Origin of the sequence: Citrobacter sp. MGH104 (assembly GCF_001034485.1) — a bacterium.
Taxonomy (GTDB): domain Bacteria; phylum Pseudomonadota; class Gammaproteobacteria; order Enterobacterales; family Enterobacteriaceae; genus Citrobacter; species Citrobacter freundii.
Genome location: NZ_KQ089818.1, coordinates 2,060,485 through 2,083,468, shown reverse-complemented (window position 1 = coordinate 2,083,468; position 22,984 = coordinate 2,060,485). Strand labels below are relative to the sequence as shown.

The 22,984-nt window shown below is 53.4% G+C and carries 23 protein-coding genes and 1 pseudogene; 15 read left to right on the top strand and 9 right to left on the bottom strand.

Going from position 1 to position 22,984, the window contains the following annotated elements; translation table 11 throughout:
* Window positions 1-142 precede the first annotated feature (142 nt).
* The 8 genes from yhfZ to SK34_RS09800 all read left to right on the top strand — a co-directional run bounded on the left by yhfZ (window position 143) and on the right by SK34_RS09800 (window position 7,556).
* Window positions 143-1,048: a GntR family transcriptional regulator YhfZ gene (gene yhfZ / locus SK34_RS09835; RefSeq protein WP_003837923.1), complete on the top strand. Its 906-nt coding sequence runs from the start codon at window positions 143-145 to the stop codon at window positions 1,046-1,048.
* A 15-nt stretch (window positions 1,049-1,063) separates the two neighbouring features.
* Complete coding sequence (locus tag SK34_RS09830; protein ID WP_003023568.1) at window positions 1,064-1,426, top strand: hypothetical protein; 363 nt, start codon at window positions 1,064-1,066, stop codon at window positions 1,424-1,426.
* Between the two features lie 83 nt (window positions 1,427-1,509).
* Window positions 1,510-2,673: a YhfX family PLP-dependent enzyme gene (locus SK34_RS09825; protein WP_003023571.1), complete on the top strand. Its 1,164-nt coding sequence runs from the start codon at window positions 1,510-1,512 to the stop codon at window positions 2,671-2,673.
* Window positions 2,673-3,899, top strand: coding sequence for a phosphopentomutase (locus SK34_RS09820; protein WP_046671291.1), 1,227 nt, complete (start codon window positions 2,673-2,675; stop codon window positions 3,897-3,899). The genes SK34_RS09825 and SK34_RS09820 overlap by 1 nt, the downstream gene beginning before the upstream one ends.
* Entirely contained in the window at window positions 3,896-4,774 is an 879-nt protein-coding gene (locus SK34_RS09815; RefSeq protein ID WP_048232915.1) for a phosphotriesterase-related protein, read from the top strand. The genes SK34_RS09820 and SK34_RS09815 overlap by 4 nt, the downstream gene beginning before the upstream one ends.
* 10 nt (window positions 4,775-4,784) lie before the next feature.
* On the top strand, window positions 4,785-5,138 hold the full coding sequence (locus SK34_RS09810; RefSeq protein WP_003023576.1) for a DUF2620 domain-containing protein: 354 nt from the start codon (window positions 4,785-4,787) through the stop codon (window positions 5,136-5,138).
* A gap of 11 nt (window positions 5,139-5,149) precedes the next feature.
* Window positions 5,150-6,454, top strand: coding sequence for a YhfT family protein (locus tag SK34_RS09805; protein WP_032937265.1), 1,305 nt, complete (start codon window positions 5,150-5,152; stop codon window positions 6,452-6,454).
* Window positions 6,455-6,467: 13 nt separating this feature from the next.
* Complete coding sequence (locus SK34_RS09800) at window positions 6,468-7,556, top strand: aminotransferase class I/II-fold pyridoxal phosphate-dependent enzyme (RefSeq protein WP_048232913.1); 1,089 nt, start codon at window positions 6,468-6,470, stop codon at window positions 7,554-7,556.
* 64 nt (window positions 7,557-7,620) lie between these two features.
* Here SK34_RS09800 and SK34_RS23700 read toward each other — a convergent pair whose 3' ends face one another.
* The 6 genes from SK34_RS23700 to tsgA all read right to left on the bottom strand — a co-directional run bounded on the left by SK34_RS23700 (window position 7,621) and on the right by tsgA (window position 14,802).
* Window positions 7,621-7,791, bottom strand: a complete 171-nt coding sequence (locus SK34_RS23700; RefSeq protein ID WP_003837939.1) for a YhfL family protein — start codon at window positions 7,789-7,791, stop codon at window positions 7,621-7,623.
* A gap of 271 nt (window positions 7,792-8,062) precedes the next feature.
* Window positions 8,063-9,436: a siroheme synthase CysG gene (cysG, locus tag SK34_RS09790; RefSeq protein WP_003023586.1), complete on the bottom strand. Its 1,374-nt coding sequence runs from the start codon at window positions 9,434-9,436 to the stop codon at window positions 8,063-8,065.
* Window positions 9,437-9,451: 15 nt separating this feature from the next.
* On the bottom strand, window positions 9,452-10,261 hold the full coding sequence (gene nirC, locus SK34_RS09785) for a nitrite transporter NirC (protein WP_003023587.1): 810 nt from the start codon (window positions 10,259-10,261) through the stop codon (window positions 9,452-9,454).
* A gap of 186 nt (window positions 10,262-10,447) precedes the next feature.
* The gene (gene nirD, locus SK34_RS09780) at window positions 10,448-10,774 is read right to left on the bottom strand and encodes a nitrite reductase small subunit NirD (RefSeq protein ID WP_048232912.1); all 327 of its coding nucleotides are present in this window, start codon (window positions 10,772-10,774) and stop codon (window positions 10,448-10,450) included.
* The gene (gene nirB / locus SK34_RS09775; protein WP_048232910.1) at window positions 10,771-13,314 is read right to left on the bottom strand and encodes an NADPH-nitrite reductase large subunit; all 2,544 of its coding nucleotides are present in this window, start codon (window positions 13,312-13,314) and stop codon (window positions 10,771-10,773) included. The genes nirD and nirB overlap by 4 nt, the downstream gene beginning before the upstream one ends.
* Window positions 13,315-13,620: 306 nt before the next feature.
* The gene (gene tsgA / locus SK34_RS09770) at window positions 13,621-14,802 is read right to left on the bottom strand and encodes an MFS transporter TsgA (protein WP_003847955.1); all 1,182 of its coding nucleotides are present in this window, start codon (window positions 14,800-14,802) and stop codon (window positions 13,621-13,623) included.
* A gap of 264 nt (window positions 14,803-15,066) precedes the next feature.
* Here tsgA and ppiA point away from each other — a divergent pair, with 264 nt between their 5' ends.
* The 6 genes and pseudogenes from ppiA to SK34_RS25175 all read left to right on the top strand — a co-directional run.
* Window positions 15,067-15,639 carry a peptidylprolyl isomerase A gene (ppiA, locus tag SK34_RS09765; protein WP_003023595.1) on the top strand — a complete coding sequence of 191 codons (573 nt, stop codon included), beginning with the start codon at window positions 15,067-15,069 and terminating at the stop codon, window positions 15,637-15,639.
* 106 nt (window positions 15,640-15,745) lie between these two features.
* Window positions 15,746-15,913, top strand: a complete 168-nt coding sequence (locus SK34_RS23695; RefSeq protein WP_003023597.1) for a YhfG family protein — start codon at window positions 15,746-15,748, stop codon at window positions 15,911-15,913.
* Window positions 15,903-16,505, top strand: coding sequence for a putative adenosine monophosphate-protein transferase Fic (locus SK34_RS09760; RefSeq protein ID WP_003023599.1), 603 nt, complete (start codon window positions 15,903-15,905; stop codon window positions 16,503-16,505). Before SK34_RS23695 ends, SK34_RS09760 begins: the two co-directional genes overlap by 11 nt.
* A gap of 31 nt (window positions 16,506-16,536) precedes the next feature.
* Window positions 16,537-17,100 (top strand): aminodeoxychorismate synthase component 2, encoded by a 564-nt coding sequence (gene pabA, locus SK34_RS09755; RefSeq protein ID WP_003847954.1) that lies wholly within the window; start codon window positions 16,537-16,539, stop codon window positions 17,098-17,100.
* An 85-nt stretch (window positions 17,101-17,185) separates the two neighbouring features.
* Window positions 17,186-18,403 (top strand): bifunctional acetylornithine/succinyldiaminopimelate transaminase, encoded by a 1,218-nt coding sequence (gene argD / locus SK34_RS09750; RefSeq protein ID WP_003847953.1) that lies wholly within the window; start codon window positions 17,186-17,188, stop codon window positions 18,401-18,403.
* Between the two features lie 4 nt (window positions 18,404-18,407).
* A pseudogene (locus SK34_RS25175) lies at window positions 18,408-18,506 on the top strand (hypothetical protein); the annotation flags it as partial.
* Here SK34_RS25175 and SK34_RS09745 read toward each other — a convergent pair.
* Window positions 18,499-20,586, bottom strand: coding sequence for a YccS/YhfK family putative transporter (locus tag SK34_RS09745; protein ID WP_003023605.1), 2,088 nt, complete (start codon window positions 20,584-20,586; stop codon window positions 18,499-18,501). The pseudogene SK34_RS25175 and the gene SK34_RS09745 sit on opposite strands and share 8 nt — an antisense overlap.
* Window positions 20,587-20,637: 51 nt before the next feature.
* Window positions 20,638-21,270, bottom strand: coding sequence for a cAMP-activated global transcriptional regulator CRP (gene crp / locus SK34_RS09740; protein WP_000242758.1), 633 nt, complete (start codon window positions 21,268-21,270; stop codon window positions 20,638-20,640).
* Window positions 21,271-21,576: 306 nt separating this feature from the next.
* On the opposite strand from crp, the gene SK34_RS09735 reads away from it, so the two are divergent.
* Complete coding sequence (locus SK34_RS09735) at window positions 21,577-21,981, top strand: OsmC family protein (protein WP_003023611.1); 405 nt, start codon at window positions 21,577-21,579, stop codon at window positions 21,979-21,981.
* Between the two features lie 98 nt (window positions 21,982-22,079).
* On the opposite strand, the gene SK34_RS09730 is transcribed toward SK34_RS09735, so the two are convergent.
* Entirely contained in the window at window positions 22,080-22,949 is an 870-nt protein-coding gene (locus SK34_RS09730) for a phosphoribulokinase (RefSeq protein ID WP_003827751.1), read from the bottom strand.
* Window positions 22,950-22,984 lie beyond the last annotated feature (35 nt).

Below are 22,984 nucleotides of genomic sequence, written 5' to 3'. Positions count from 1 at the left end.
CCGGGTTACGCCCGGTTTTTTTTCGCCTGTTGGTTTGTGAACCTCAAAAAATGTGAAGCGCCTCGCCGTTTGCATATTTCCTCATTGCGTTATATCTTCAATTTAATGAAGATATAAATATTCAATTTACTGAAAATATAAAATGCGTCGGACATTTATCAAGAAAGAGGGGGTTGTGCTGACAACCCTGGCCCGTTACCTGCTCGGTGAGAAGTGCGGTAACAGATTGAAAACTATTGATGAACTGGCAGCCGAGTGTCACTCATCGGTAGGGTTAACCCAGGCTGCGTTGAAAACGCTGGAATCCTCTGGGGCAATCCGTATTGAGCGTCGTGGGCGCAACGGTAGCTATCTGGTGGAGATGGATAACCGTACGCTGCTAAAGCATGTGGATATTAATAACGTGGTCTGTGCGATGCCGCTGCCTTACACCCGTTTATATGAAGGGCTGGCGAGTGGGCTGAAAGCGCAGTTCGATGGGATCCCGTTTTATTACGCACACATGCGTGGGGCTGATATTCGCGTGGAATGCCTGCTAAACGGCGTCTACGACATGGCGGTGGTTTCTCGTCTGGCGGCGGAAAGTTACCTTGCTCAGGACGGGCTGCGCATCACGTTGGCGCTGGGACCGCATACCTACGTTGGCGAGCATCAGCTAATTTGTCGCAAGGGCGAATCTGCAGTTGTAAAACGTGTCGGGCTCGATAACCGTTCGGCGGATCAGAAAATCATGACCGAGGCCTGTTTTGGCAACCGTAACGTTGAATTGATCGATATGCCTTATCACGAAAGCTTGCAGCGCATCGCGAAAGGGGATGTGGATGCGGTTATCTGGAACGTGGTTGCAGAGGCCGAGCTGGCGGTACTGGGGTTAGAAGCCACGCCGCTCACCAACGACCCGCGATTTCTGCAGGCCACGGAGGCCGTGGTACTTACCCGCGCAGAGGATTATGCGATGCAGCAGCTACTGCGCGCCGTTGTTAACAAAGAGGCGCTGCTTGCCCACCAACAACGTGTGGCGAACGGTGAACAGGAACCCAGTTATTAAGTGAAGGCAAACGACATGGAAAACAGGCTTAACCTGCTGTGTGAAGCAGGCGTTATCGACAAGGATATTTGTAGCGGCATGCTGCAAGTGGTCAGGCGGTTGGATGAAGAGTGGCGTTTGCCGATTCACAGCGAGCAAGGAACCATGGCGATGACCCATATGGCGAGTGCGTTAATGCGCAGCCGCCAGGGCGAAGTGATTGAAGCGCTGGATGGCGAGTTGCTGGAGGAGTTGGCGCAATCTCATCTCTGGCCAACTATTTTGCTGGTACATCAGGCGCTGATGAAAGAGTTTACGGTGGCGCTGCACGCGAATGAAGAAGGCTATATGCTGGCGAACTTGTATGGATTGTGGATGGCGGCGAACGAAGGCGTCTGAAATCAATGGGGAATGAGCTTATTGCATCTTAAATATTCAAAAAAATGAATATTTAACTGAAGGATTAGAAACGAGGCAGAGAAATGTTTATAGACGCATTGAAACGCCAGAACCCCGCGCTAATCTCCGCCGCTATCGCGTTATGGCAGCAGGGAAAGATCGCCCCTGACAGTTGGGTCATTGATGTTGACCAGGTCATTGAGAATGGCAAACGTCTGCTGGATGTCGCGGGGCAACATGGTATCTCGCTGTATCTGATGACCAAACAGGTTGGACGTAACCCGTGGCTGGCGGAGAAACTGTTGCAGCTTGGCTATGAAGGCATCGTGGTTGTCGATTACAAGGAGAGTCGCGTCATGCGCCGTGCCGGGTTGCCGGTTGCGCATCAGGGACATCTGGTGCAGATCCCGTCGCGACTGGTCAATGAGGCTGTAGCGCAAGGTACTGAAGTCATCACATTGTTCTCACTGGAGAAAGCGCGCGAAGTTTCCGCTGCTGCGGTGAAGGCCGGCTGTGAACAGAACGTGATGCTGAAGGTGTACGACAAAGATGATTTTCTCTACCCGGGGCAGGAAAGCGGATTTCCGCTGATGTATCTGACGGATGTGGTCAATGAAATCCGCAGGCTGCCGGGCCTGCGCCTGAGCGGCCTCACCCATTTCCCCTGCCTGTTATGGGATGAAAACTCCGCGCAGACGATGCCGACGCCTAATCTGCATACGCTGGTAAATGCCCGACGTCAGTTGGTTGAGGCCGGGATTGCCATTGAGCAGCTTAATGCGCCGTCAGCCAGTAGCTGTTCGTCACTCCCCCTGCTGGCGGAATATGGCGTCACCCATGCGGAGCCGGGTCATGCGTTGACCGGCACCATTCCTTCCAATCAAAAAGGCGACCAGCCGGAACGCATTGCGATGCTGTGGTTGAGCGAGATATCGCACAATTTTCGCGGAGACAGTTATTGCTACGGCGGGGGCTATTATCGTCGCGGCCATGCGCAAAATGCGCTGGTCTTTACGCCAGAAAATGACGCGCCTATAGCCGCGAAACTAAAACCCGTGGACGACAGCAGCATTGACTACTACCTGCCTGTGGCAGGTGAGTTTCCGGTGAGCAGCGCGGTGATCTTCTGTTTTCGCACCCAGATCTTCGTGACGCGTAGCGACGTGGTACTGGTGTCGGGCATTCAGCGCGGCGTAGCTGAAATCGTCGCGCGATACGACAGTCTCGGCAATATTCTGGAGGACTAATGGCCCGATTCGTGGTGTTAGTAATCGACAGTTTTGGCGTTGGCGCAATGAAAGACGTCACGCGGGTCAGGCCGCAGGATGCCGGAGCGAATACCTGTGGTCATATCCTGGGCGAACTCCCGCAGTTACGGCTGCCAACGCTTGAGAAGTTGGGGCTGATTAACGCTCTGGGCTTTGCGCCGGGCGTGATGAAACCTTCGGAATCGGCAGTCTGGGGCGTTGCGGAGCTGCAGCATGAAGGGGGAGATACCTTTATGGGCCATCAGGAGATTTTAGGCACACGGCCTCAGGCACCGCTGCGGATGCCATTTAGCGACGTTATTGATCGCGTTGAGCAAGCGCTGAAAGTCGCGGGCTGGCAGGTGGAACGTCGCGGCGGCGACCTGGCGTTTCTTTGGATCAACGATGCGGTTGCAGTGGGCGATAACCTCGAAGCGGATTTAGGTCAGGTCTACAACGTCACTGCCAACCTGTCCGCCATTGCGTTTGATGAGGTGCTAAAGATTGGCCGCGTAGTGCGTGAACAGGTTCAGGTCGGGCGCGTCATAACCTTTGGCGGCCAGCTTGCGAACAGCCAGCGCATTCTGGATGCCGCCGAAACGATGGAAGGGCGCTTTGTCGGCATTAATGCCCCACGCTCCGGCGCGTATGAAAGCGGTTTTCAGGTCAGGCATATGGGCTTTGGCGTAGATGAGCAGGTACAGGTACCGCAAAAACTGCATGACGCCGGAATCCCTACCGTGCTGGTCGGTAAAGTGGCGGACATCGTTGGCAATCCGCACGGGCGCAGCTGGCAAAACCTGGTGGATAGCCAGCAGATTATGGATATCACGCTTAACGAATTTAACGCGGAATCGACGGTATTTATCTGTACCAACATTCAGGAAACCGATCTCGCCGGACACGCTGAAGACGTCGCACGTTATGCCGAACGGCTGCAGCTTGTTGATCTTAATCTTTCACGCCTTCTGACCGCTATGGAGCCAAATGACTGTCTGGTGGTCATGGCCGATCACGGCAACGATCCGACCATAGGGCACAGCCACCATACCCGGGAAGTTGTGCCGGTATTGGTGTATCAACAGGGGCTGGAGCCTGCGCAATTAGGCATCCGGGCGACGTTATCCGATGTTGGCGCTACGGTGTGTGAATTTTTCGGCGCGGCGGCGCCACAAAACGGCTGTTCTTTTCTCTCGGCATTGCGCCTTACAGGAGACACCTTATGAACTTTGATCCGACGGGCTACACCTGGGTCCACGAACATCTGCATATCGATCTCTCCGGATTTAAGAATAACCTCGACTGCCGGTTAGATCAGTACGATCTCATTTGTCAGGAAATGAAGGATCTCCGGGCGTTAGGCGTCAGCAACATTATTGAGATGACCAACCGCTATATGGGACGTAATCCGCAATTCATGCTCGACCTGATGCGCGATACCGGAATTAACGTCGTGGCCTGCACAGGCTATTACCAGGATGCGTTCTTCCCTGAACATGTTGCGGCCCGAAGCGTGGAACAGCTCGCGCAGGAGATGGTCGATGAGATAGTCATCGGTATTGATGGTACTGAATTGAAGGCCGGAATTATCGCGGAAATCGGCTCTAGTGAAGGCGTGATTACGCCGCTTGAAGAGAAGGTGTTTATCGCCGCGGCACGGGCACACATCGAAACCGGACGCCCCATCTCAACCCATACCTCTTTTAGCACGATGGGAGTGGAACAGCTGGTGTTGCTACAGGCGCACGGCGTCGACCTTTCCCGCGTAACCGTTGGTCACTGCGACCTGAAAGATAATCTCGACAATATCTTACGCATGATCGAGCTCGGCGCGTATGTGCAATTCGATACCATCGGAAAAAACAACTATTACCCGGACGAGAAACGCATCGCCATGCTGCACGCGATACGCGATCGCGAACTGCTTAGCCACGTCATGCTCTCTATGGACATTACCCGCCGCTCGCATTTAAAAGCCAATGGCGGCAATGGCTACGACTATCTGTTAACCACCTTTATCCCACAGCTGCGCCAGTCAGGATTCAGTCAGGCCGATGTGGACATGATGTTACGTGATAACCCCTCAAAATTTTTCCAATAAGGACAGAATCATGAAAAAGATTGGCGTTGCTGGCTTACAGCGTGAGCAGATTAAAAAAACCATCGAAACCGCAGCACCGGGCTGCTTTGAAGTCTCCATTCATAACGATATGGAAGCGGCGATGAAGGTGAAATCCGGACAACTGGATTACTACATCGGCGCTTGTAACACCGGCGCGGGTGCAGCACTGTCGATTGCCATCGCGGTGATTGGCTACAACAAAAGCTGCACTATCGCCAAGCCGGGTATTAAGGCGAAAGACGAACATATCGCAAAAATGGTTGCGGAAGGGAAAGTGGCGTTTGGTCTCTCCGTCGAACATGTTGAACATGCGATTCCGATGCTGGTTAACCACCTGAAATAAAAGGCATGACTATGGATCTGTATATTCAGATTGTGGTGGTGGCCTGCCTGACCGGCATGACGTCACTTCTGGCACACCGCTCGGCGGCCGTCTTTCATGACGGCATCCGCCCGATCCTGCCGCAGCTGATCGAGGGGTACATGAACCGCCGGGAGGCGGGAAGTATCGCGTTTGGTCTGAGTATCGGCTTTGTCGCGTCGGTGGGGATCTCCTTTACCCTGAAAACCGGCTTGCTCAACGCCTGGCTGCTGTTCCTGCCGACGGATATTCTCGGCGTGCTGGCAATGAACAGCCTGTTGGCGTTCGGTCTGGGCGCTATCTGGGGCATATTGATTCTGACCTGCCTGCTGCCGGTGAACCATTTGCTCACGGCGCTGCCGGTTGATGTACTGGGCAGCCTCGGTGAGCTGAGTTCTCCGGTGGTTTCCGCATTCGCACTCTTCCCGCTGGTGGCGATTTTCTACCAGTTTGGCTGGAAACACAGCATTATCGCGGCAGTAGTGGTACTGATGACCCGCGTGGTGGTGGTGCGTTACTTCCCGCATCTGAACCCGGAATCAATTGAGATTTTTGTGGGGATGATGATGCTGCTGGCGATCGCCATTACGCATGATATTCGTCATCGTGGCGATGAAGAGATGGATGCCAGCGGGCTATCGGTCTTTGAAGAACGAACCTCACGGATTATTAAAAACCTGCCGTATATTGCCATCGTTGGCGCGCTGATTGCCGCCGTTGCCAGTATGAAAATTTTTGCTGGTAGCGAGGTCTCAATTTTTACGCTGGAAAAAGCCTATTCAGCGGGGATTACGCCTGAGCAATCGCAGACGCTGATTAACCAGGCGGCGCTGGCGGAATTTATGCGTGGGTTGGGTTTTGTGCCGTTGATTGCCACCACCGCGCTGGCAACCGGTGTATACGCGGTAGCGGGCTTCACCTTTGTTTATTCCGTTGGTTATCTGGCACCGAACCCGTGGATAGCGGCAATCCTTGGCGCTATCGTGATTTCCGCGGAAGTGTTGCTGCTGCGCTCAATTGGCAAATGGCTGGGGCGTTATCCGTCAGTGCGTAACGCATCGGACAATATTCGTAATGCGATGAATATGCTGATGGAAATGGCGCTGCTGATAGGCTCGATTTTTGCCGCCATTAAGATGGCTGGCTACACCGGTTTCTCGATTGCGGTGGCGATTTACTTCCTTAACGAATCGATAGGGCGTCCGGTGCAGAAGATGGCGGCCCCGGTCGTGGCGGTGATGATTACGGGTATTGTGCTGAATATTCTCTACTGGTTTGGTCTGTTTGTTCCGGCCTGAGGAGGCGTAAAACATGAAGACGTTCCCTCTGCAAAGTCTTACGCTCGCGCAAGCACAACAAAAGCAGTTTGCGCTGGTGGATACGCTCTGCCGTCACTTTCCTGGCGCTGACTTTCTGGCCGGTGGCGATTTGGGGCTGGCCCCGGGGCTGAATCAGCCCCGGGTCACGCAGCGTGTGGAAAAGGTGCTGGCCGAGGCGTTTCATGCTGAAGCCGCCGTGCTGGTTCAGGGTGCTGGCACCGGGGCTATTCGCGCCGGGCTGGCCGCACTGCTCAAACCCAGGCAGCGGCTGCTGGTACACGACGCACCTGTGTATCCTACAACACTGGTGATCATCGAGCAGATGGGCATCACCCTGGTCAGGGCTGATTTCAACAGCCCCTCGGCAATCATGCGGGCTATTACGCAGTATCGCCCTGATGCCGCGTTGGTACAGCATACGCGGCAGCAACCGCAGGACCATTACGTTTTAGCGGATGTGTTGGCGGAAATAACACAATGCGGCGTACCGACATTAACCGATGATAACTACGCGGTGATGAAAGTAGAGGGTATCGGCTGCGAGTGTGGGGCGACGCTGTCCACCTTTTCCTGCTTTAAGCTCTTCGGCCCGGAAGGCGTAGGGGCGGTTGTCGGCAAGGCAGAGGTCATCGCTAAAATTCGTAGCACCCTCTATTCCGGCGGCAGCCAGATCCAGGGAGCGCAGGCGCTCGAGGTACTTCGCGGTCTGGTTTTCGCTCCGGTGATGCATGCGGTGCAGGCTGGCGTTTCTGAGCGTCTGCTGAATCTGCTCGATAGTGGAGCGATACCTGAGGTGAAAAAAGCGGTTATTGCTAATGCCCAGTCGAAGGTGCTGATCGTGGAGTTTCACCAGCCGATTGCCGCCCGTGTGCTGAAAGCGGCGCAAGAGAGAGGTGCGCTACCGTATCCGGTAGGAGCGGAGTCGAAATATGAAATCCCGCCGCTGTTTTATCGCCTCTCCGGGACCTTCCGTGAAGCGAATCCAGAGCTGAGCGACTATGCGATTCGTATTAATCCCAATCGCAGTGGCGAGGACACGGTGCTGCGGATTTTGCGGGAAAGCGTGAGTGCATGTGAGTGAGCGTAAATCTAAAATGAAAAAACCGGGAAATTCCCGGTTTTTTGTATCTGCGCAATCGCGTATATTATTGATTTGCAGCCGGGCCGCAGCCACCAATAATTTTAGAAATTGAAATCGCCGGATGGAATAAATAATCGTAGCTACAGTTGTTTTTTGTGTTTTCAATATGACCAGTACATGCGGTCAGCGTAGCCAGTACACCTGCCACGATGGTGATTTTTGCAAATTTAAACATGATAAAATCCTTGTAAGATATCTATTTTTTAAATGGATGAAATCCATTTCCCGGCGGTTAAGATATCAACTAAGGAAGATTTTAAATAGTCCGAATAAGGACGTGATAATGTTAGGGTAAATTATATTTTTAATGAATTAAAATGCTATGAAATGTATCTATTTTTAATAAATTGATGAATACTATGGATGATATTTTATTTAGATTAAATATTAACTTTTGTGAATCATAAATAAATGCCCTGAATATCAGGGCATTTATTAGCATTCAATTAATGATTCGAGAACCAGTTCAGCTTATCGCGTAGTCCAACCACGCGACCGACGATAATCAGCGCCGGACTTTCAACCTGCTGTGCCAGCTCACCGAGCTGCGTTAGTACTCCGTTGACGACGCGTTGCTTCACGGAAGTCCCGTTCTCTACCAGCGCGACGGGCATATCAGGCTGCATGCCAAACTCGATCAATTTTTCCTGGATGGTAGCAGCCTGGTTCAGTCCCATATAGAACACCAGCGTCTGTTTCTCGGCCGCCAGGTTTTCCCAATCCAGCTCACCGCCGGTTTTCAGGTGTCCGGTAACCAGACGCACGCTCTGAGCGTAATCACGATGGGTCAGTGGAATGCCGGAATAGGCAGAACAACCAGAGGCTGCGGTAATACCAGGCACTACAGAGAATGGAATACCGGCATGGCACAGCGTTTCCAGCTCTTCGCCACCACGGCCAAAGATGAACGGGTCGCCACCTTTCAGTCGTACCACGCGCTTGCCCTGTTGTGCTTCACGCAGCAGGATCTGATTGATCTCTTCCTGCGGTACGCAGTGATAGCCCGCACGTTTGCCGACGAACACTCGGTCTGCATCGCGGCGGACAAGGTTCATGATGTCGTCAGAAACCAGGCGGTCATAAACCACGACATCCGCTTGCTGGATCTGCTGTAACCCTTTCAGCGTCAGCAGGCCGGCATCGCCAGGACCGGCGCCAACCAGTACCACTTCACCACGGTGATCCAGCGGTTCGCTGAGCATTTGCTCGGTGGTTTCCTCGACGGCTTTCAGGTCATTGTTCGCCAGCGACTGCGCCAGGCGGTCATTCACGAACAATTTTTCCCAGAAGCGGCGACGTTCACCCATGCTGGCAAACTGTTTCTTCACCCGGGAGCGCAACTTGCCGGCATATTGTGCGACCTGGCCCAAATGCTGAGGCAGTACGGATTCAAGCCTTTCACGCAGCAGACGGGCAAGCACCGGCGATGTCCCGCCGGAGGAGACCGCCACCATCAGCGGCGAGCGGTCGATAATGGAGGGCATGATAAAACTGGCTGCTTTTGGCGCGTCGACCACGTTGCAGAAGATACGACGTGACTCCGCGGCGGTGCTGACGCTTTGGTTGACGGCATCGTCATCGGTGGCGGCAATAGCCAGCCAGCAGGTGTTGAGCAGGGACTCATCGAACGGTCCCTCAACCAGCGTCAGCATGCCTTCATCTGCCCATACTTTGAACTGCGGAATAAACGCCAGTGCATTAACCGTTAAACGGGCGCCCGCTTCCAGCAGTAACCGCGCTTTGCGTTCTGCGACATCACCACCGCCGACGATCAAGCAGTCGCGGTCACGTAGTTGACAAAATATAGGCAAATGGTCCACGACATTACCCCTTAATTAATTATTAGCAGCCGCCTCTGGCTGGTTGATTTTTGCCGGAGCCGGACGCTCCGATTTTGGCGTAGCATACCAATAACCTAATCCCATGAATACGACACCGGACAAAGTATTACCGAGTGTCACCCACAGCAGGTTATGACCAATTCCTGACAGGGTATAAGCTTCGCTGTGATGACCGAACCAGGAGAGGGCAAACAGCGTCATGTTGGCCACCGAGTGCTCGTAGCCTGAAGCGATAAACGCCAGCAGACACCACCAGATAGCAAGGAATTTTGCCGCGCCTTCGGTACGGATTGCCATCCATATTGCCAGACAAACCAACCAGTTACACAGTGCGCCTTTAAAGAACAGCACCGTTGCAGGCGCGGTGGTTTTCGCCAGCGCGACCGAATGGACGATGCTGGTATCGACCGGCAGCAGACTGCCGCCTCCCCAGCTATAAAGCAGGGCGACAAACACGGATCCGACCAGATTTCCCAGCCAGGTTTGCGGCAGGATAGCCCACATTTGGCCGTGGCTGATGGTGCCCGCTTTGACGCCGAGCGTCAGGAACATGGTGTGACCGGTAAACAGTTCTGAACCGGCAATAATAACCAGCGTTAAGGCGATACCAAAGGTTGCACCCATCACCAGCGGACGTACGGACGGGTCGAGCAGGTTACCGAGGGTAAAAATAAGGATGATGCCGAGGCCAACGTAGGCCCCTGCCATTGCCGAACTGACCCAGAACCCGAGCGGGTTATTTGCCGACAGGCGTGCGATGCGCGCAGCGTTAGCCGCACACTTATTGATAGTGTCTGTGAACATGTGTTGATTATCCTTGAAGTACAAAAATAAAAAGAAATCGTAACCGTAGGCCGGATAAGGCATTTATGCCGCCATCCGGCAATGTGCTTTTGCAATTGCCTGATGGCGCTACGCTTATCAGGCCTACCAATAAAAGACCTACAAATACGTCAAAAAAGGGGAGGCGTTGCGCCTCCCAAAAATTTATTAACCGCGCAGTTGCACCGTGCCGTCTTTCACTCGCGCTTCGTAATGTTTCACGGAGAACTGTTCGTCTTCCATGCACAGTCCGTCGCTTAAACGAAAACGCTGTTTTTTCAGCGGGCTGGCAACCCACAATTCGCCCTGATGTTCAGCAATAAGCCCACGAGAAAGCACGCTGGACTCAAAGAACGGGTCGATGTTGCTGATCGCAAACACCTGGTCGCTGTGATACGGGCGGAAAATTGCAACCTGCTCGTTACCTAACAGGGCGCAGACGCCTGTTGCAGGCAGAATGTCATCGATTTCGCAGATGTTTTTCCACTGGCTCATGCGTTTTCCTCCACCAGAGTCACCGGGATACGCTCATAAGGCGTGGCCGGACGATGTTGTTCACGTTCAGGCACAACCTGGACATTCGGATCGCGTTTATCGCTGTTGATAAAGTGTTTGAAGCGAACCTGCGCGGATGGGGTGTTAACGGTTTCTGTCCACTCGCAGACCACCGCTTCACGCAGACGGGCCATCTCTTCTTCAAGATGCTGGTTCAGGCCCAGCTTGTCGTCGATGATGACGGACTTCAGATACTCGATACCTCCTTCCAGATTGTCTAACCACGGTGCGGTACGGGTCAGTTTGTCGGCGGTACGGATGTAGAACATCATGAAACGATCAAGATACTTGAGCAGCGTTTCGCGATCGATATCTGCTGCCAGCAGGTCTGCATGGCGAGGTTTCATCCCGCCGTTACCGCAAACGTACAGGTTCCAGCCTTTCTCAGTGGCGATGATACCTACGTCTTTGCCCTGAGCTTCCGCACATTCGCGGGTACAACCGGAGACGCCGAATTTCATTTTGTGCGGGGTACGAATGCCTTTGTAGCGATTTTCCAGCTCCACGCCGAAGCCGACGCTATCGCCGACGCCATAACGACACCAGGTGCTACCTACGCAGGTTTTCGCCATACGCAGCGCTTTGGCATACGCGTGGCCAGTTTCAAAACCCGCTTCAATCAGCTGACGCCAGATTTCCGGCAGGTCATCTTTCTGCGCGCCGAACAGACCGATACGCTGAGAACCGGTAATTTTGGTGTACAGGTTAAACTCACGCGCGATACGGCCCACGGCCACCAGGCCTTCAGGGGTAATTTCACCGCCCGCAGAGCGCGGGATCACGGAGTAAGTACCGTCTTTCTGGATGTTAGCCAGGAAGTTGTCGTTGGTGTCCTGCAGCGGCGTGTGCTGTGGTTTGAGGATGTACTCATTCCAGCAGGACGCCAGCAGGGAACCCACGGTAGGTTTACACACTTCGCAGCCGTAACCTTTACCGTGTTTAGCCAGCAACTCTTCGAAAGTTTTAATGCCTTCTACGCGGATCAGGTGGAACAGTTCCTGACGTGAGTACGGGAAGTGTTCGCACAGGTTGTTATTCACTTCGATACCCTGTTTCGCCAGTTCGGCGTTCAGGACCTGCGTTACCAGCGGGATACACCCGCCACAGCCGGTACCGGCTTTGGTTTCCGCTTTCAGCGCCGCAACGGTATGGCAGCCTTTGTTGATAGCGGTAACCAGCATGCCTTTGGTGACGTCAAAGCAGGAGCAAATCTGCGCGCTGTCCGGCAGTTTATCGACACCGATAGATGGCTTACCGCTGCCCGCGTGTGCTGGCAGAATTAGTGAATCCGGATTTTCCGGCAGTTCAATGGCGTTCAGCACCAACTGCAGCAGATTGCCGTAATCGCTGGTGTCGCCAACCAGAACCGCGCCGAGCAGGGTTTTGTTATCTTCGCTAACGATCAGGCGTTTGTAGACTTCTTTGCTTTCGTCGAGATAGACATAGCTACGTGCGCCCGGCGTGCGAGCATGCGCGTCACCAATACCGCCGACGTCAACGCCGAGCAGCTTCAGCTTGGCGCTCAGGTCCGCACCTTCAAAGGCGTTTTCAGTTTCGAGAATATGGTCAACGGCAACCTGCGCCATTTTGTAGCCAGGAGCGACCAGACCATACACGCGGTTGTTCCAGCTTGCGCATTCGCCGATGGCATAGATGTCCGGGTCAGAAGTCTGGCAGGTGTCGTTAATGACGATACCGCCGCGTGGCGCGACGTCAAGGCCGCACTGGGTAGCCAGTTTGTCGCGTGGACGAATACCGGTAGAGAAGACGATGAAATCGACTTCCAGTTCGCTACCGTCGGCAAAACGCATGGTTTTGCGCGCTTCGGTGCCTTCCTGAACGATCTCTTTAGTGTTTTTGCTGGTGTGCACACGCACGCCCATGCTTTCAATTTTGCGACGTAACTGCTCGCCACCCATATGATCCAGCTGTTCAGCCATCAGCATTGGGGCGAATTCAATCACGTGGGTTTCAACGCCGAGGCTTTTCAGCGCACCAGCGGCTTCCAGGCCCAGCAGGCCACCGCCGACCACGGCACCGCGTTTGCTACGGCGCGCGCAAGACTCAATCGCGTTGAGGTCTTCGATGGTGCGGTAAACGAAGCAGTCCTGGGTTTCCGAACCTTTAATCGGTGGGATCCACGGGTAAGAGCCCGTCGCCATGATTAGCTTATCGTAGTAAACCGTACGACCTGCGCTGGAGTGGATTACTTTCTCCTGGCGGTTAATGGTAATTGCGCGCTCGCCCACTAACACCTTAACGCCATGCTTCTCGTAGAATCCTTCACGCACCAGAGAAAGCTCTTCGGCGGTGTGGTGGGAGAAGTAGGAAGACAGGTGTACGCGGTCGTATGCTTTGCGGGGTTCTTCACAGAAGACGGTAATATCAAAATTGGCAGCGTCGGATTTATCAAGAAGATCCTCAATAAAGCGATGGCCGACCATACCATTACCGATAATAGCGAGTCTGACTTTGCTCATTTTTGCCTCGATTTCTTTTCTATTACTGCCTACCTTAACGATTCAGCAACCGCACTTATTGATGCAAATCAAATTCGCCCTTATATACTCCTTAAGAGGTATATAACTGATTTGTCAGCATTTTTATAAGTGACGGAATTATTTGAGTTTTCGTGTTTGTATAAATAGCGTACAAATTAAGGGGTTTTTGTAAGAATTGGCCTACATGACCAGTGAAAGAAGAGAGGAGGCGAAAATATGCCGGATGATGTGGATACCATCCGGCAGTGTGTAGGCCGGGCTAGCGAAGCGCCCCCGGCACTGAGATTAATGCATTGCTGGCGCGTTATGCTGGCGATGACGCGTGACGAAGCCAAGAATAAAGCACATTACGAATACAACCGCATACAAGCCGTTAGCCGTCTGCAATGCCGCCTGTGGGCCGCTGTGTGCCACAATAGGGCCGGTTACCACGAAGGTGAGCATAGTACCGATGGTGCCGCAGGTCAGAACGAAGTTAACCAGTTTGGGTGAGGCGACCTTCGTCTGCTGGGAGCCAAGGGTAATGATGGTGGTATAAATCGCGCTGGAGAAGAAGCCCAGCGTTAGAATGAACCACGGCATATGTTCCGGCGTACCCGTGATAAACAGATACATCAGTACGGTGGCCAGACCCGCCAGTACGGTCAGGATGCGTTGCAAATCGAAGAAACGCAGAATGAAGCTAAACGCCCACATGCCAACCATGTAAGACATCCAGAAGTCGCTGACCAGTTTACCTGCGTCGTTCAGGCTCATACCCAGGCTTTTGGCGTATTCCGGAACCCAGGAGATAAAGCCCAACTGACCGAGGATGTAGCACAGCGCGGCGATCGCCAGAAACAGCACGCCAATCCCCCATTTTTCTTTTACTACCGGCGCGTCTGACTGCTGAGCGTGTTTACCCAGTGCCGGAAATTCACAACCGAAGGTCAGCAGGAAAATAGCGACGTATACCAGGCCGATGCAGGCATAGACCCAATACCATTCGATGCTGCGCGCTAACAGGAACGCGGCAACCATCGGGAAAATCATACCGGCCATGCTGAAGAAGGAGTCAGTAAACAGCAGGCGTGAACCGCGCTGGCGACCTTCGTACATTTGAGTTACCAGGAACGTACCAATCGACATGGTTATACCGCTCACAAGACCCAATACAAACATGGCGGCAGAGAACAAGGCCAGGCTATGGCTGAGCATCAGTCCGGCGACTGCCAGTACCATCAGGATAAAGCCGAAGCGCAACTGGGTTTTCAGGGGCACGATTTCCATTAGCCATGCATTTAGAAAGATAGAGATCAGAATGCCGGCATTCAGGAAGGTGAAGGTGTTACTCATGCTGGAAACGGGCAAATGGAAGTAATCTGCGATGTTTCCCATCACCATCCCGGTGACAATTACCAACGCACCTGTCAGGGCGTAGGAGAGAAAGCTAATCCATGTGAGCTTGATGCGATTGCTGTTAGTCATGACTGGCCTGTATAGAAGTGTAAGGCGCATTGACTGCGCCGTGAGCGGGCAGATTTTAGGCGCTTTTGTGATGTATTTAAATATTTATTGGTAATGACTTTGTTTATTACATTTTTGTATGTGATCTAAATCACATTGATTCATGCGGCAGTAAGGTTACATTTGTTTCAAGTACGTAAAATTAGGTAAAGGGATGGCCTTGTCCTTGAAGGCTCTTTAGAATCAATTCACTTGCTTCATTTCTGCTCTTGTTAAGGAATTCTCATGCTCAAATCGACTCTGGCGGCTGTTGCAGCTGTTCTCGCTCTTTCTGCTCTCTCTCCCGCAGCACTGGCAGCAAAAGGTGACCCTCATGTTCTGCTGACAACCTCTGCTGGTAACATTGAGCTGGAGCTGAACAGTCAGAAAGCCCCGGTTTCAGTGCAAAACTTTGTCGATTATGTCAACAGCGGTTTCTATAACAACACTACGTTCCACCGTGTGATCCCTGGCTTCATGGTGCAGGGCGGCGGTTTTACCGAGCAGATGCAGCAGAAGAAACCTAACCCGCCCATCAAGAATGAAGCCGATAACGGACTGCGTAACACCCGCGGCACGATTGCTATGGCGCGTACAGCGGATAAAGACAGCGCGACCAGCCAGTTCTTTATCAACATTGCAGACAACGCTTTCCTCGATCACGGCCAGCGCGACTTTGGCTATGCTGTCTTCGGAAAAGTTGTGAAAGGTATGGATGTCGCGGATAAGATCTCTCAGGTACAGACCCATGATGTCGGTCCATACCAGAATGTTCCGTCAAAACCGATTGTTATCCTTTCTGCTAAAGTTCTGCCGTAATCGTATCTCGCGCGGGTAGTTCTTGCCCGCGTTCCCCCCTCTCTCTGCGTAACCCGAAATTGCTGCTTATACTTGTGGCAAGTGTCGGCTCATTCAGGGAGGTCACGTGAAAAAACTCACCGATAAACAAAAGTCCAGGCTGTGGGAACAGCGGCGAAACGCCAATTTCCAGGCCAGCCGACGGCTGGAAGGCGTAGATATTCTACGGGTTACTCTGAGTGCTGAAGACGCTCTGGCGCGTCTTGAAGAGCTGAGGAGGCACTATGAGCGATAAATTCGGTGATGGTCGCGACCCGTATTTATATCCGGGCCTGAATGTCATGCGTAACCGTCTGGGGATTCATCAGGCGCAGCGTTTGGCGCAGGCGGCTTATGAACTGACGGCGCTGCGTGCGGCGACTATCGAATTGGGGCCGCTTAAACGGGGCTTACCGCACCTGTGCGCCATTCATCGCCAGCTGTATCGGGATATTTTTGACTGGGCGGGACACCTGCGCGAAGTCGATATTTACCAGGGCGATACTCGCTTTTGCCATTTCGCCTATATCGAGAAAGAGGGCAATGCACTGATGCAGGACCTGGAAGATGAGTCCTGGCTGGTGGGATTACCGGAAGACAAGTTTGTCGATCGTCTTGCGCACTATTATTGCGAAATCAATGTGCTGCATCCGTTTCGCATTGGTAGCGGTCTGGCGCAGCGTATTTTCTTCGAACAGTTAGCGATTCATGCAGGGTATGTGCTGAGCTGGGATGGCATTCCGGTTGAGGAGTGGAATCAGGCTAATCAGAGCGGGGCGATGGGTGACCTGTCTGCACTGCGGGCGATATTTCGTAAAGTGGTAAGCGAAGCACCGGAAACTGAGTAGAATAGCGCGGTTCTTATGTACCGGAGCCGCCATGATCCTGCTTATCGATAACTATGACTCTTTCACCTGGAACCTGTACCAATACTTCTGCGAACTGGGGGCTGATGTCCTTGTCAGGCGCAACGACGAGCTGACGCTGGCGCAAATTGACGCGCTGAGCCCGCAAAAAATCGTCATTTCCCCGGGACCCTGTACGCCGGATGACGCCGGTATTTCGCTGGAGGTTATTCGCTATTACGCAGGGAAGATCCCACTGCTGGGCGTTTGTCTGGGGCACCAGGCGATGGCACAGGCCTTTGGCGCGACCGTGGTTCGGGCGGCGAAAGTGATGCATGGTAAAACGTCGCCGATTACGCATAACGGGCAGGGCGTTTTTCAGGGGCTCGCCAATCCATTAACGGTAACGCGCTACCATTCTCTGGTGGTCGCTCCCGAAACCCTTCCTGACTGCTTTGAGGTGACCGCCTGGAGTGAAACACAGGAGATCATGGGTATTCGCCACCGGGAGTGGGATATGGAAGGGGTGCAGTTTCACCCGGAGAGCATTCTCAGCGAACAGGGGCATCAGCTGCTGGCTAATTTCCTCAACCGGTGATTTGTGGTTGCTATTCAGTGATTTTTTATTCATATTTTGTGATTATAATTTCACTAGCATTTCTGCTTAACAGGGTGGTAATGACATGGCAACTGAACAAACTGCAATTACACGCGCGACATTCGATGAAGTGATTCTGCCGATTTATGCACCGGCTGAGTTTATCCCGGTAAAAGGGAAAGGGAGTCGAGTATGGGATCAACAGGGTAAAGAGTATGTTGATTTCGCGGGCGGCATTGCAGTTACCGCGTTAGGGCATTGTCATCCTGCGCTGGTTGAGGCGTTAAAAACCCAGGGTGAAACCCTGTGGCATACCAGCAACGTTTTCACCAACGAACCGGCGTTACGCTTAGGTCGTAAACTCATTGATGCGACTTTCGCCGAACGCGTACTGTTCATGAACTCCGGTACCGAAGCTAACGAAACCGCCTTTAAGCTGGCGCGCCACTATGCCTGCGTGCGTCATAGCCCGTTCAAAACCAAAATCATTGCCTTCCATAACGCGTTTCATGGTCGCTCGCTGTTTACCGTATCCGTCGGCGGGCAGCCGAAATATTCCGACGGCTTTGGACCAAAGCCGGCAGATATCATCCATGTCCCGTTTAACGATCTGCATGCGGTCAAAGCGGTGATGGACGATCACACCTGCGCGGTGGTGATCGAGCCTATTCAGGGCGAGGGTGGCGTTACTGCGGCAACGCCGGCATTCCTGCAAGGCTTGCGTGAGCTCTGTGATCAGCACCAGGCGCTGTTGGTATTTGATGAAGTACAGAGCGGGATGGGGCGTACTGGCTCACTGTTTGCCTATATGCACTACGGCGTGACGCCTGATATCCTCACCAGCGCCAAGGCGCTCGGTGGCGGTTTCCCGGTGAGCGCGGTGCTGACCACCCAGGAGATTGCCTCCGCGTTCCACGTGGGTTCACACGGCTCCACATACGGCGGTAACCCGCTGGCCTGCGCGGTTGCGGGAGCTGCGTTTGATATCATCAACACGCCGGAAGTGCTGGAAGGTATTCAGGCCAAACGCCAGGCGTTTGTTCAGCATTTGCAGAAAATTGACCAGCAGTTTGACATTTTCAGCGACATTCGCGGTATGGGACTGCTGATTGGCGCCGAACTGAAGCCGCAATTTAAAGGCCGGGCGCGTGATTTCTTGTACGCCGCGGCGAATGAAGGCGTGATGGTATTGAACGCCGGACCGGACGTGATGCGTTTCGCGCCGTCGCTGGTGGTGGAGCAGACTGATATCGATGAAGGGATGCAGCGCTTCGCGCAGGCCGTGGCGAAAGTGATGGGTTGACGGATTGCCGGATGGCGCTACGCTTATCCGGCCTACGAATCACACCTTACTCTGTAGGCCGGATAAGGCGTTTACGCCGCCATCCGGCAACTCTCTTAACCTTTCATGTCCCGCAACCGGCGGCTCAGCCAGATCCCATGGTGCGGTCGCTGACGCCATGCTACCGACGAAATGGTATGCATGGTGTTCAGATGCCCTAAAACCCGCTGCAGATGCTGCTCAAGGGTGCTTAAAGGCCCATGGGACAGCATCTCTGGCGCTTCGAGAATATTCACATCGCCGGAGCTTCCGGGACCGTCATATTCTAGCCGCTGCTGACAGCGCTGGATCGCAATTTCACAGGACTCCAGATACCGCTGCGCCAAATCCGGCGTCAGCATCGTATGTTCCCTTGCCAGCGTAGTCATTGCGTTGATGTGTTCGACGATGAACTGGCTATGCGTAACCCACAGTTTCATGTCCGCCAGATAGTGCGAGTTGAACCCAGGCTCCTGCATCGCCTGGTTAAGTGAGTTGAACAGCGTGTTATGCGCCTGGTTGACCCGCATGCGTTGATACGCCAGTGGTGTGGCCTGGGGATCGTTGCTAAGAATCAGGCGAATGGCCTCCTGATCGGCTTCTAACGCATCGTGGGCGTTTTTACGCAGTAAACCGCTCTGCCACTGCGGCCACAGCCAGAGCATCCCGCCAAAAGCGATCAGGCAGCCAGTGACCGTATCGATAAACCGCGGCACGATAAACTGTTCCCCGTTCAGTGTCAGCAGTTGCAGGGTATATACCGCGGTGACGGTAAAGCCGACGGTAGCCCAGCCGTAGTTTTTGCGGATGGTCAGATAACTCACCAGGGTTATCAGTAGCATGCCTGCCAGCGTGTAACCTTCCTGAATATGAAAGTGCAGCGTGACGCCGGCGATCACCAGACCGACGAGCGTCCCTACTGAACGGTGTAAGATACGTACCCGGGTTGCCCCGTAGCCATTTTGCGTGACAAACAGGATTGTCATCAAAATCCAATAGGGTTTTGGCAGGTGTAAGGCGCTGCCCATCAGGCTGGCAATGCTCAACATGACGCTGATGCGTCCGGCATTACGCAGCGCCGGGGATTTCAACGACAGATAGCTTTTCAGGGCAGGGATCAGCGGCAGCCGACGCTGCTTGTCAGCCATTAAATCACGGGCATACAGTGGCCGCTGGGTGCGTAGCACACGGGCAATACGGCTGAAGTGCCAGTAGCAAAATTGACCCACCGGATTGTCCGGATGCTGGTTGGCGATTTTCTCCAGCGTGCCAATCTGCTTTTCCATTGAGAAACGGGTCGGTAAGCGGTGATACAAAATATCATCGGCCAGTACGCGAAGGCGTTCGGCGACGGTGCGCGCATTCCAGCGAATCACTTGTTCGGCGTGGCTACGTTCGACCAGCTTTTGCACCTCTTCCGGCTGGTGGAGGCTAACGGAAATATGTTCCTGTAAATCGAGCGCCTCCTGAAAGGCACGTAGCAGGCGCTTATAATCGTTGTTGCGATGCGCCGACAGCATATGCATTTGCTGATAGCACTGGGTAATTAAATCCACCGCTTTTTGCTGGCGCACCAACAGGGGAGGCAGCGCTTTTTCTGGGTCGGCATGCTGAGTCAGCATGCTGTACTTGGCCTCACAGTAATCGGCTAATTCGCGGTACAACAAGCTGAGCGACTCACGCAGCGGCTGCTCGCGCCACATCCAGAACCAGAACCAGTTGAACAGGCCATACCACAATGTGCCCAGTGCGTAGATTAGCAGCGGCTCCCAGACGGGCATGTTACCTGCCAGACTGAGTGTGAAAATTGCCGCGATAAGCGAGGCAGGTAGTAGTCGCGCATGCAGAGGGCCTAATTCTGCGGTTACACCAAGAATCAGCGTCAGGCCGGTGAGGATCAGTGGCAGCGGTATAGTCTGTGCCAGCAGTAATTGCATGATCAGACTGCATCCGGCAAACAAAGACGCGCCAATCACTAAGCGTTTGAAAAAGCGCTTATGCGGGGTATCAAGACCGGCAATATTGCAGCAGGCAGGGACGAGGGAAAAGAGGAGTCCCAGATGAAGCTGACCGATGATCAGGCCGACGGCCACAGGTAAACATAGCACCAGCGTTTGTCGTAGTGCGTAGTTGATCTCTGGGTGGTATATCAGTCTTCGCCACATCGGAGCAAACAAAAGTGGCGCATTACGGGGTAACGCGCCACTTCGATGGGGTTAACGTGTGCCGTAGACGACGATGGTCTTACCGTGTGCGGAGATCAGGTTCTGATCTTCCAGCATCTTCAGAATACGACCGACGGTCTCACGGGAGCAGCCAACGATCTGGCCGATTTCCTGACGGGTGATTTTAATCTGCATGCCGTCCGGGTGGGTCATCGCATCAGGCTGTTTCGCCAGATTCAGCAGAGTCTGCGCGATACGACCGGTAACGTCGAGGAAGGCAAGGTTGCCCACTTTTTCAGACGTGACCTGCAGACGGCGAGCCATCTGAGAGGACAGGCGCATCAGAATATCTGGATTGACCTGGATTAATTGGCGAAATTTTTTGTAGGAAATTTCAGCGACTTCACATGCAGTTTTAGCACGGACCCAGGCGCTGCGTTCCTGACCTTCTTCGAAGAGGCCTAATTCACCAATAAAATCGCCCTGATTCAGATAAGAAAGGATCATTTCTTTCCCTTCTTCATCTTTGATCAGCACTGCCACTGAGCCTTTAACGATGTAGTACAACGTTTCCGCTTTTTCACCCTGGTGAATCAGCGTGCTCTTCGATGGGTACTTATGAATATGGCAATGAGACAAGAACCATTCGAGAGTCGGGTCTGTTTGCGGTTTGCCAAGCACCATGCGCGGTTATCCTCTGTTATAAGCTGTCTCCAGAGCCAAAAAACATCCTGTCTCTGGGTTTGCAAAAATGTGCTTCCCGCTACCTGGGAAGGGGGCTGTCAATACGTGCGACGGCCTGTAATGTGATGTCCTCTGCATACATGCAGTACGTCAATGTATTACTGTAGCATCCCGACTGTTTTAGCATAGCTTTCGCCGTGTGTCTCCTGGTGTCTCGCTTCAGCATGACGCAGGTCGCCTTCCGTTGCGAGATTTGTTGTGTGCGCGTAATCTGTCAGGAAAATTGATGCATCGGAGTAATAAAATATGCAAGCACGTGTTAAGTGGGTTGAAGGGCTGACCTTCCTCGGTGAGTCCGCCTCTGGCCACCAGATTTTGATGGACGGTAATTCCGGTGATAAAGCGCCGAGCCCGATGGAAATGGTCTTAATGGCTGCGGGTGGTTGCAGCGCAATTGATGTGGTGTCGATCCTGCAAAAGGGTCGTCAGGATGTGACCAACTGCGAAGTGAAGCTGACCTCCGAGCGTCGTGATGAAGCGCCGCGCCTGTTTACCCATATCAACCTGCATTTCATCGTAACGGGTAACGATCTGAAAGATGCGTCCGTCGCACGTGCGGTCGATCTTTCGGCGGAAAAATACTGCTCCGTGGCGCTGATGCTGGAAAAGGCGGTGAACATTACCCACTCCTATGAAGTGGTTGCCGCGTAATTGCTGATGCCGGATGGCGGCGTTGCCTTATCCGGCCTACAGGGTGATGTTGAGTCGTAGGCCCGATAAGCGAAGCGCCATCGGGCGCTTTCCACATATCACTCTATCTTTTTGCCTTCCATCAGTCGCTGCACCAGCGGCAGCATAATCAATTCCATCGCCAGACCCATTTTTCCGCCCGGTACGACCAACGTATTGATATGAGAAATGAATGAGCCCTGCAGCATGGCCAGTAGCCACGGGAAGTCGATCCCTTCCAGATTACGAAAATGAATAACGACAAAGCTTTCATCGAGTGACGGAATGCTCTTGGCGGCAAAGGGATTAGAGGTATCGACGGTTGGTACGCGTTGGAAGTTGATATGCGTACGGGAAAACTGTGGCGTGATGTAATTGATGTAATCGTCCATTGAGCGCACCACCGAGTCCATCACCGCTTCACGCGAGTGTCCACGCTCGCTGGTATCGCGGGTCAGCTTCTGGATCCACTCCAGGTTCACGATCGGCACCACGCCAACCAGCAGATCGACATGCCGGGCCACATTTTGCTGAGGGGTGACAACGCCGCCGTGAAGTCCCTCATAGAACAGGACATCCGTCGGTTCAGGCAGCGGCTGCCAGGGCGTGAATGTCCCCGGAACCTGATTCCACGGTACGGCCTCATCGTAGGTGTGCAGGTATTTACGCGACTGACCTTTGCCCGTCTGGCCGTATTCAATGAAGGTTTGCTCCAGCAGACCGAAGTCGTTAGCTTCGGGGCCGAAATAGCTGATATGCCGCCCGGCATCGCGTGCTTTGCGAATCGCCATGTCCATTTCCGGACGGGTATAGCGGTGAAAACTGTCACCTTCCACCTCGGCGGCGCGCAGGTTTAACTGCGCGAAAATTTTACGAAACGCGAGGCTGGTGGTGGTGGTCCCCGCGCCGCTGGATCCTGTTACCGCAATCACCGGATGTTTGGCAGACATAACAACTCCATGAAATGGTTGTAATTATAGTAAAG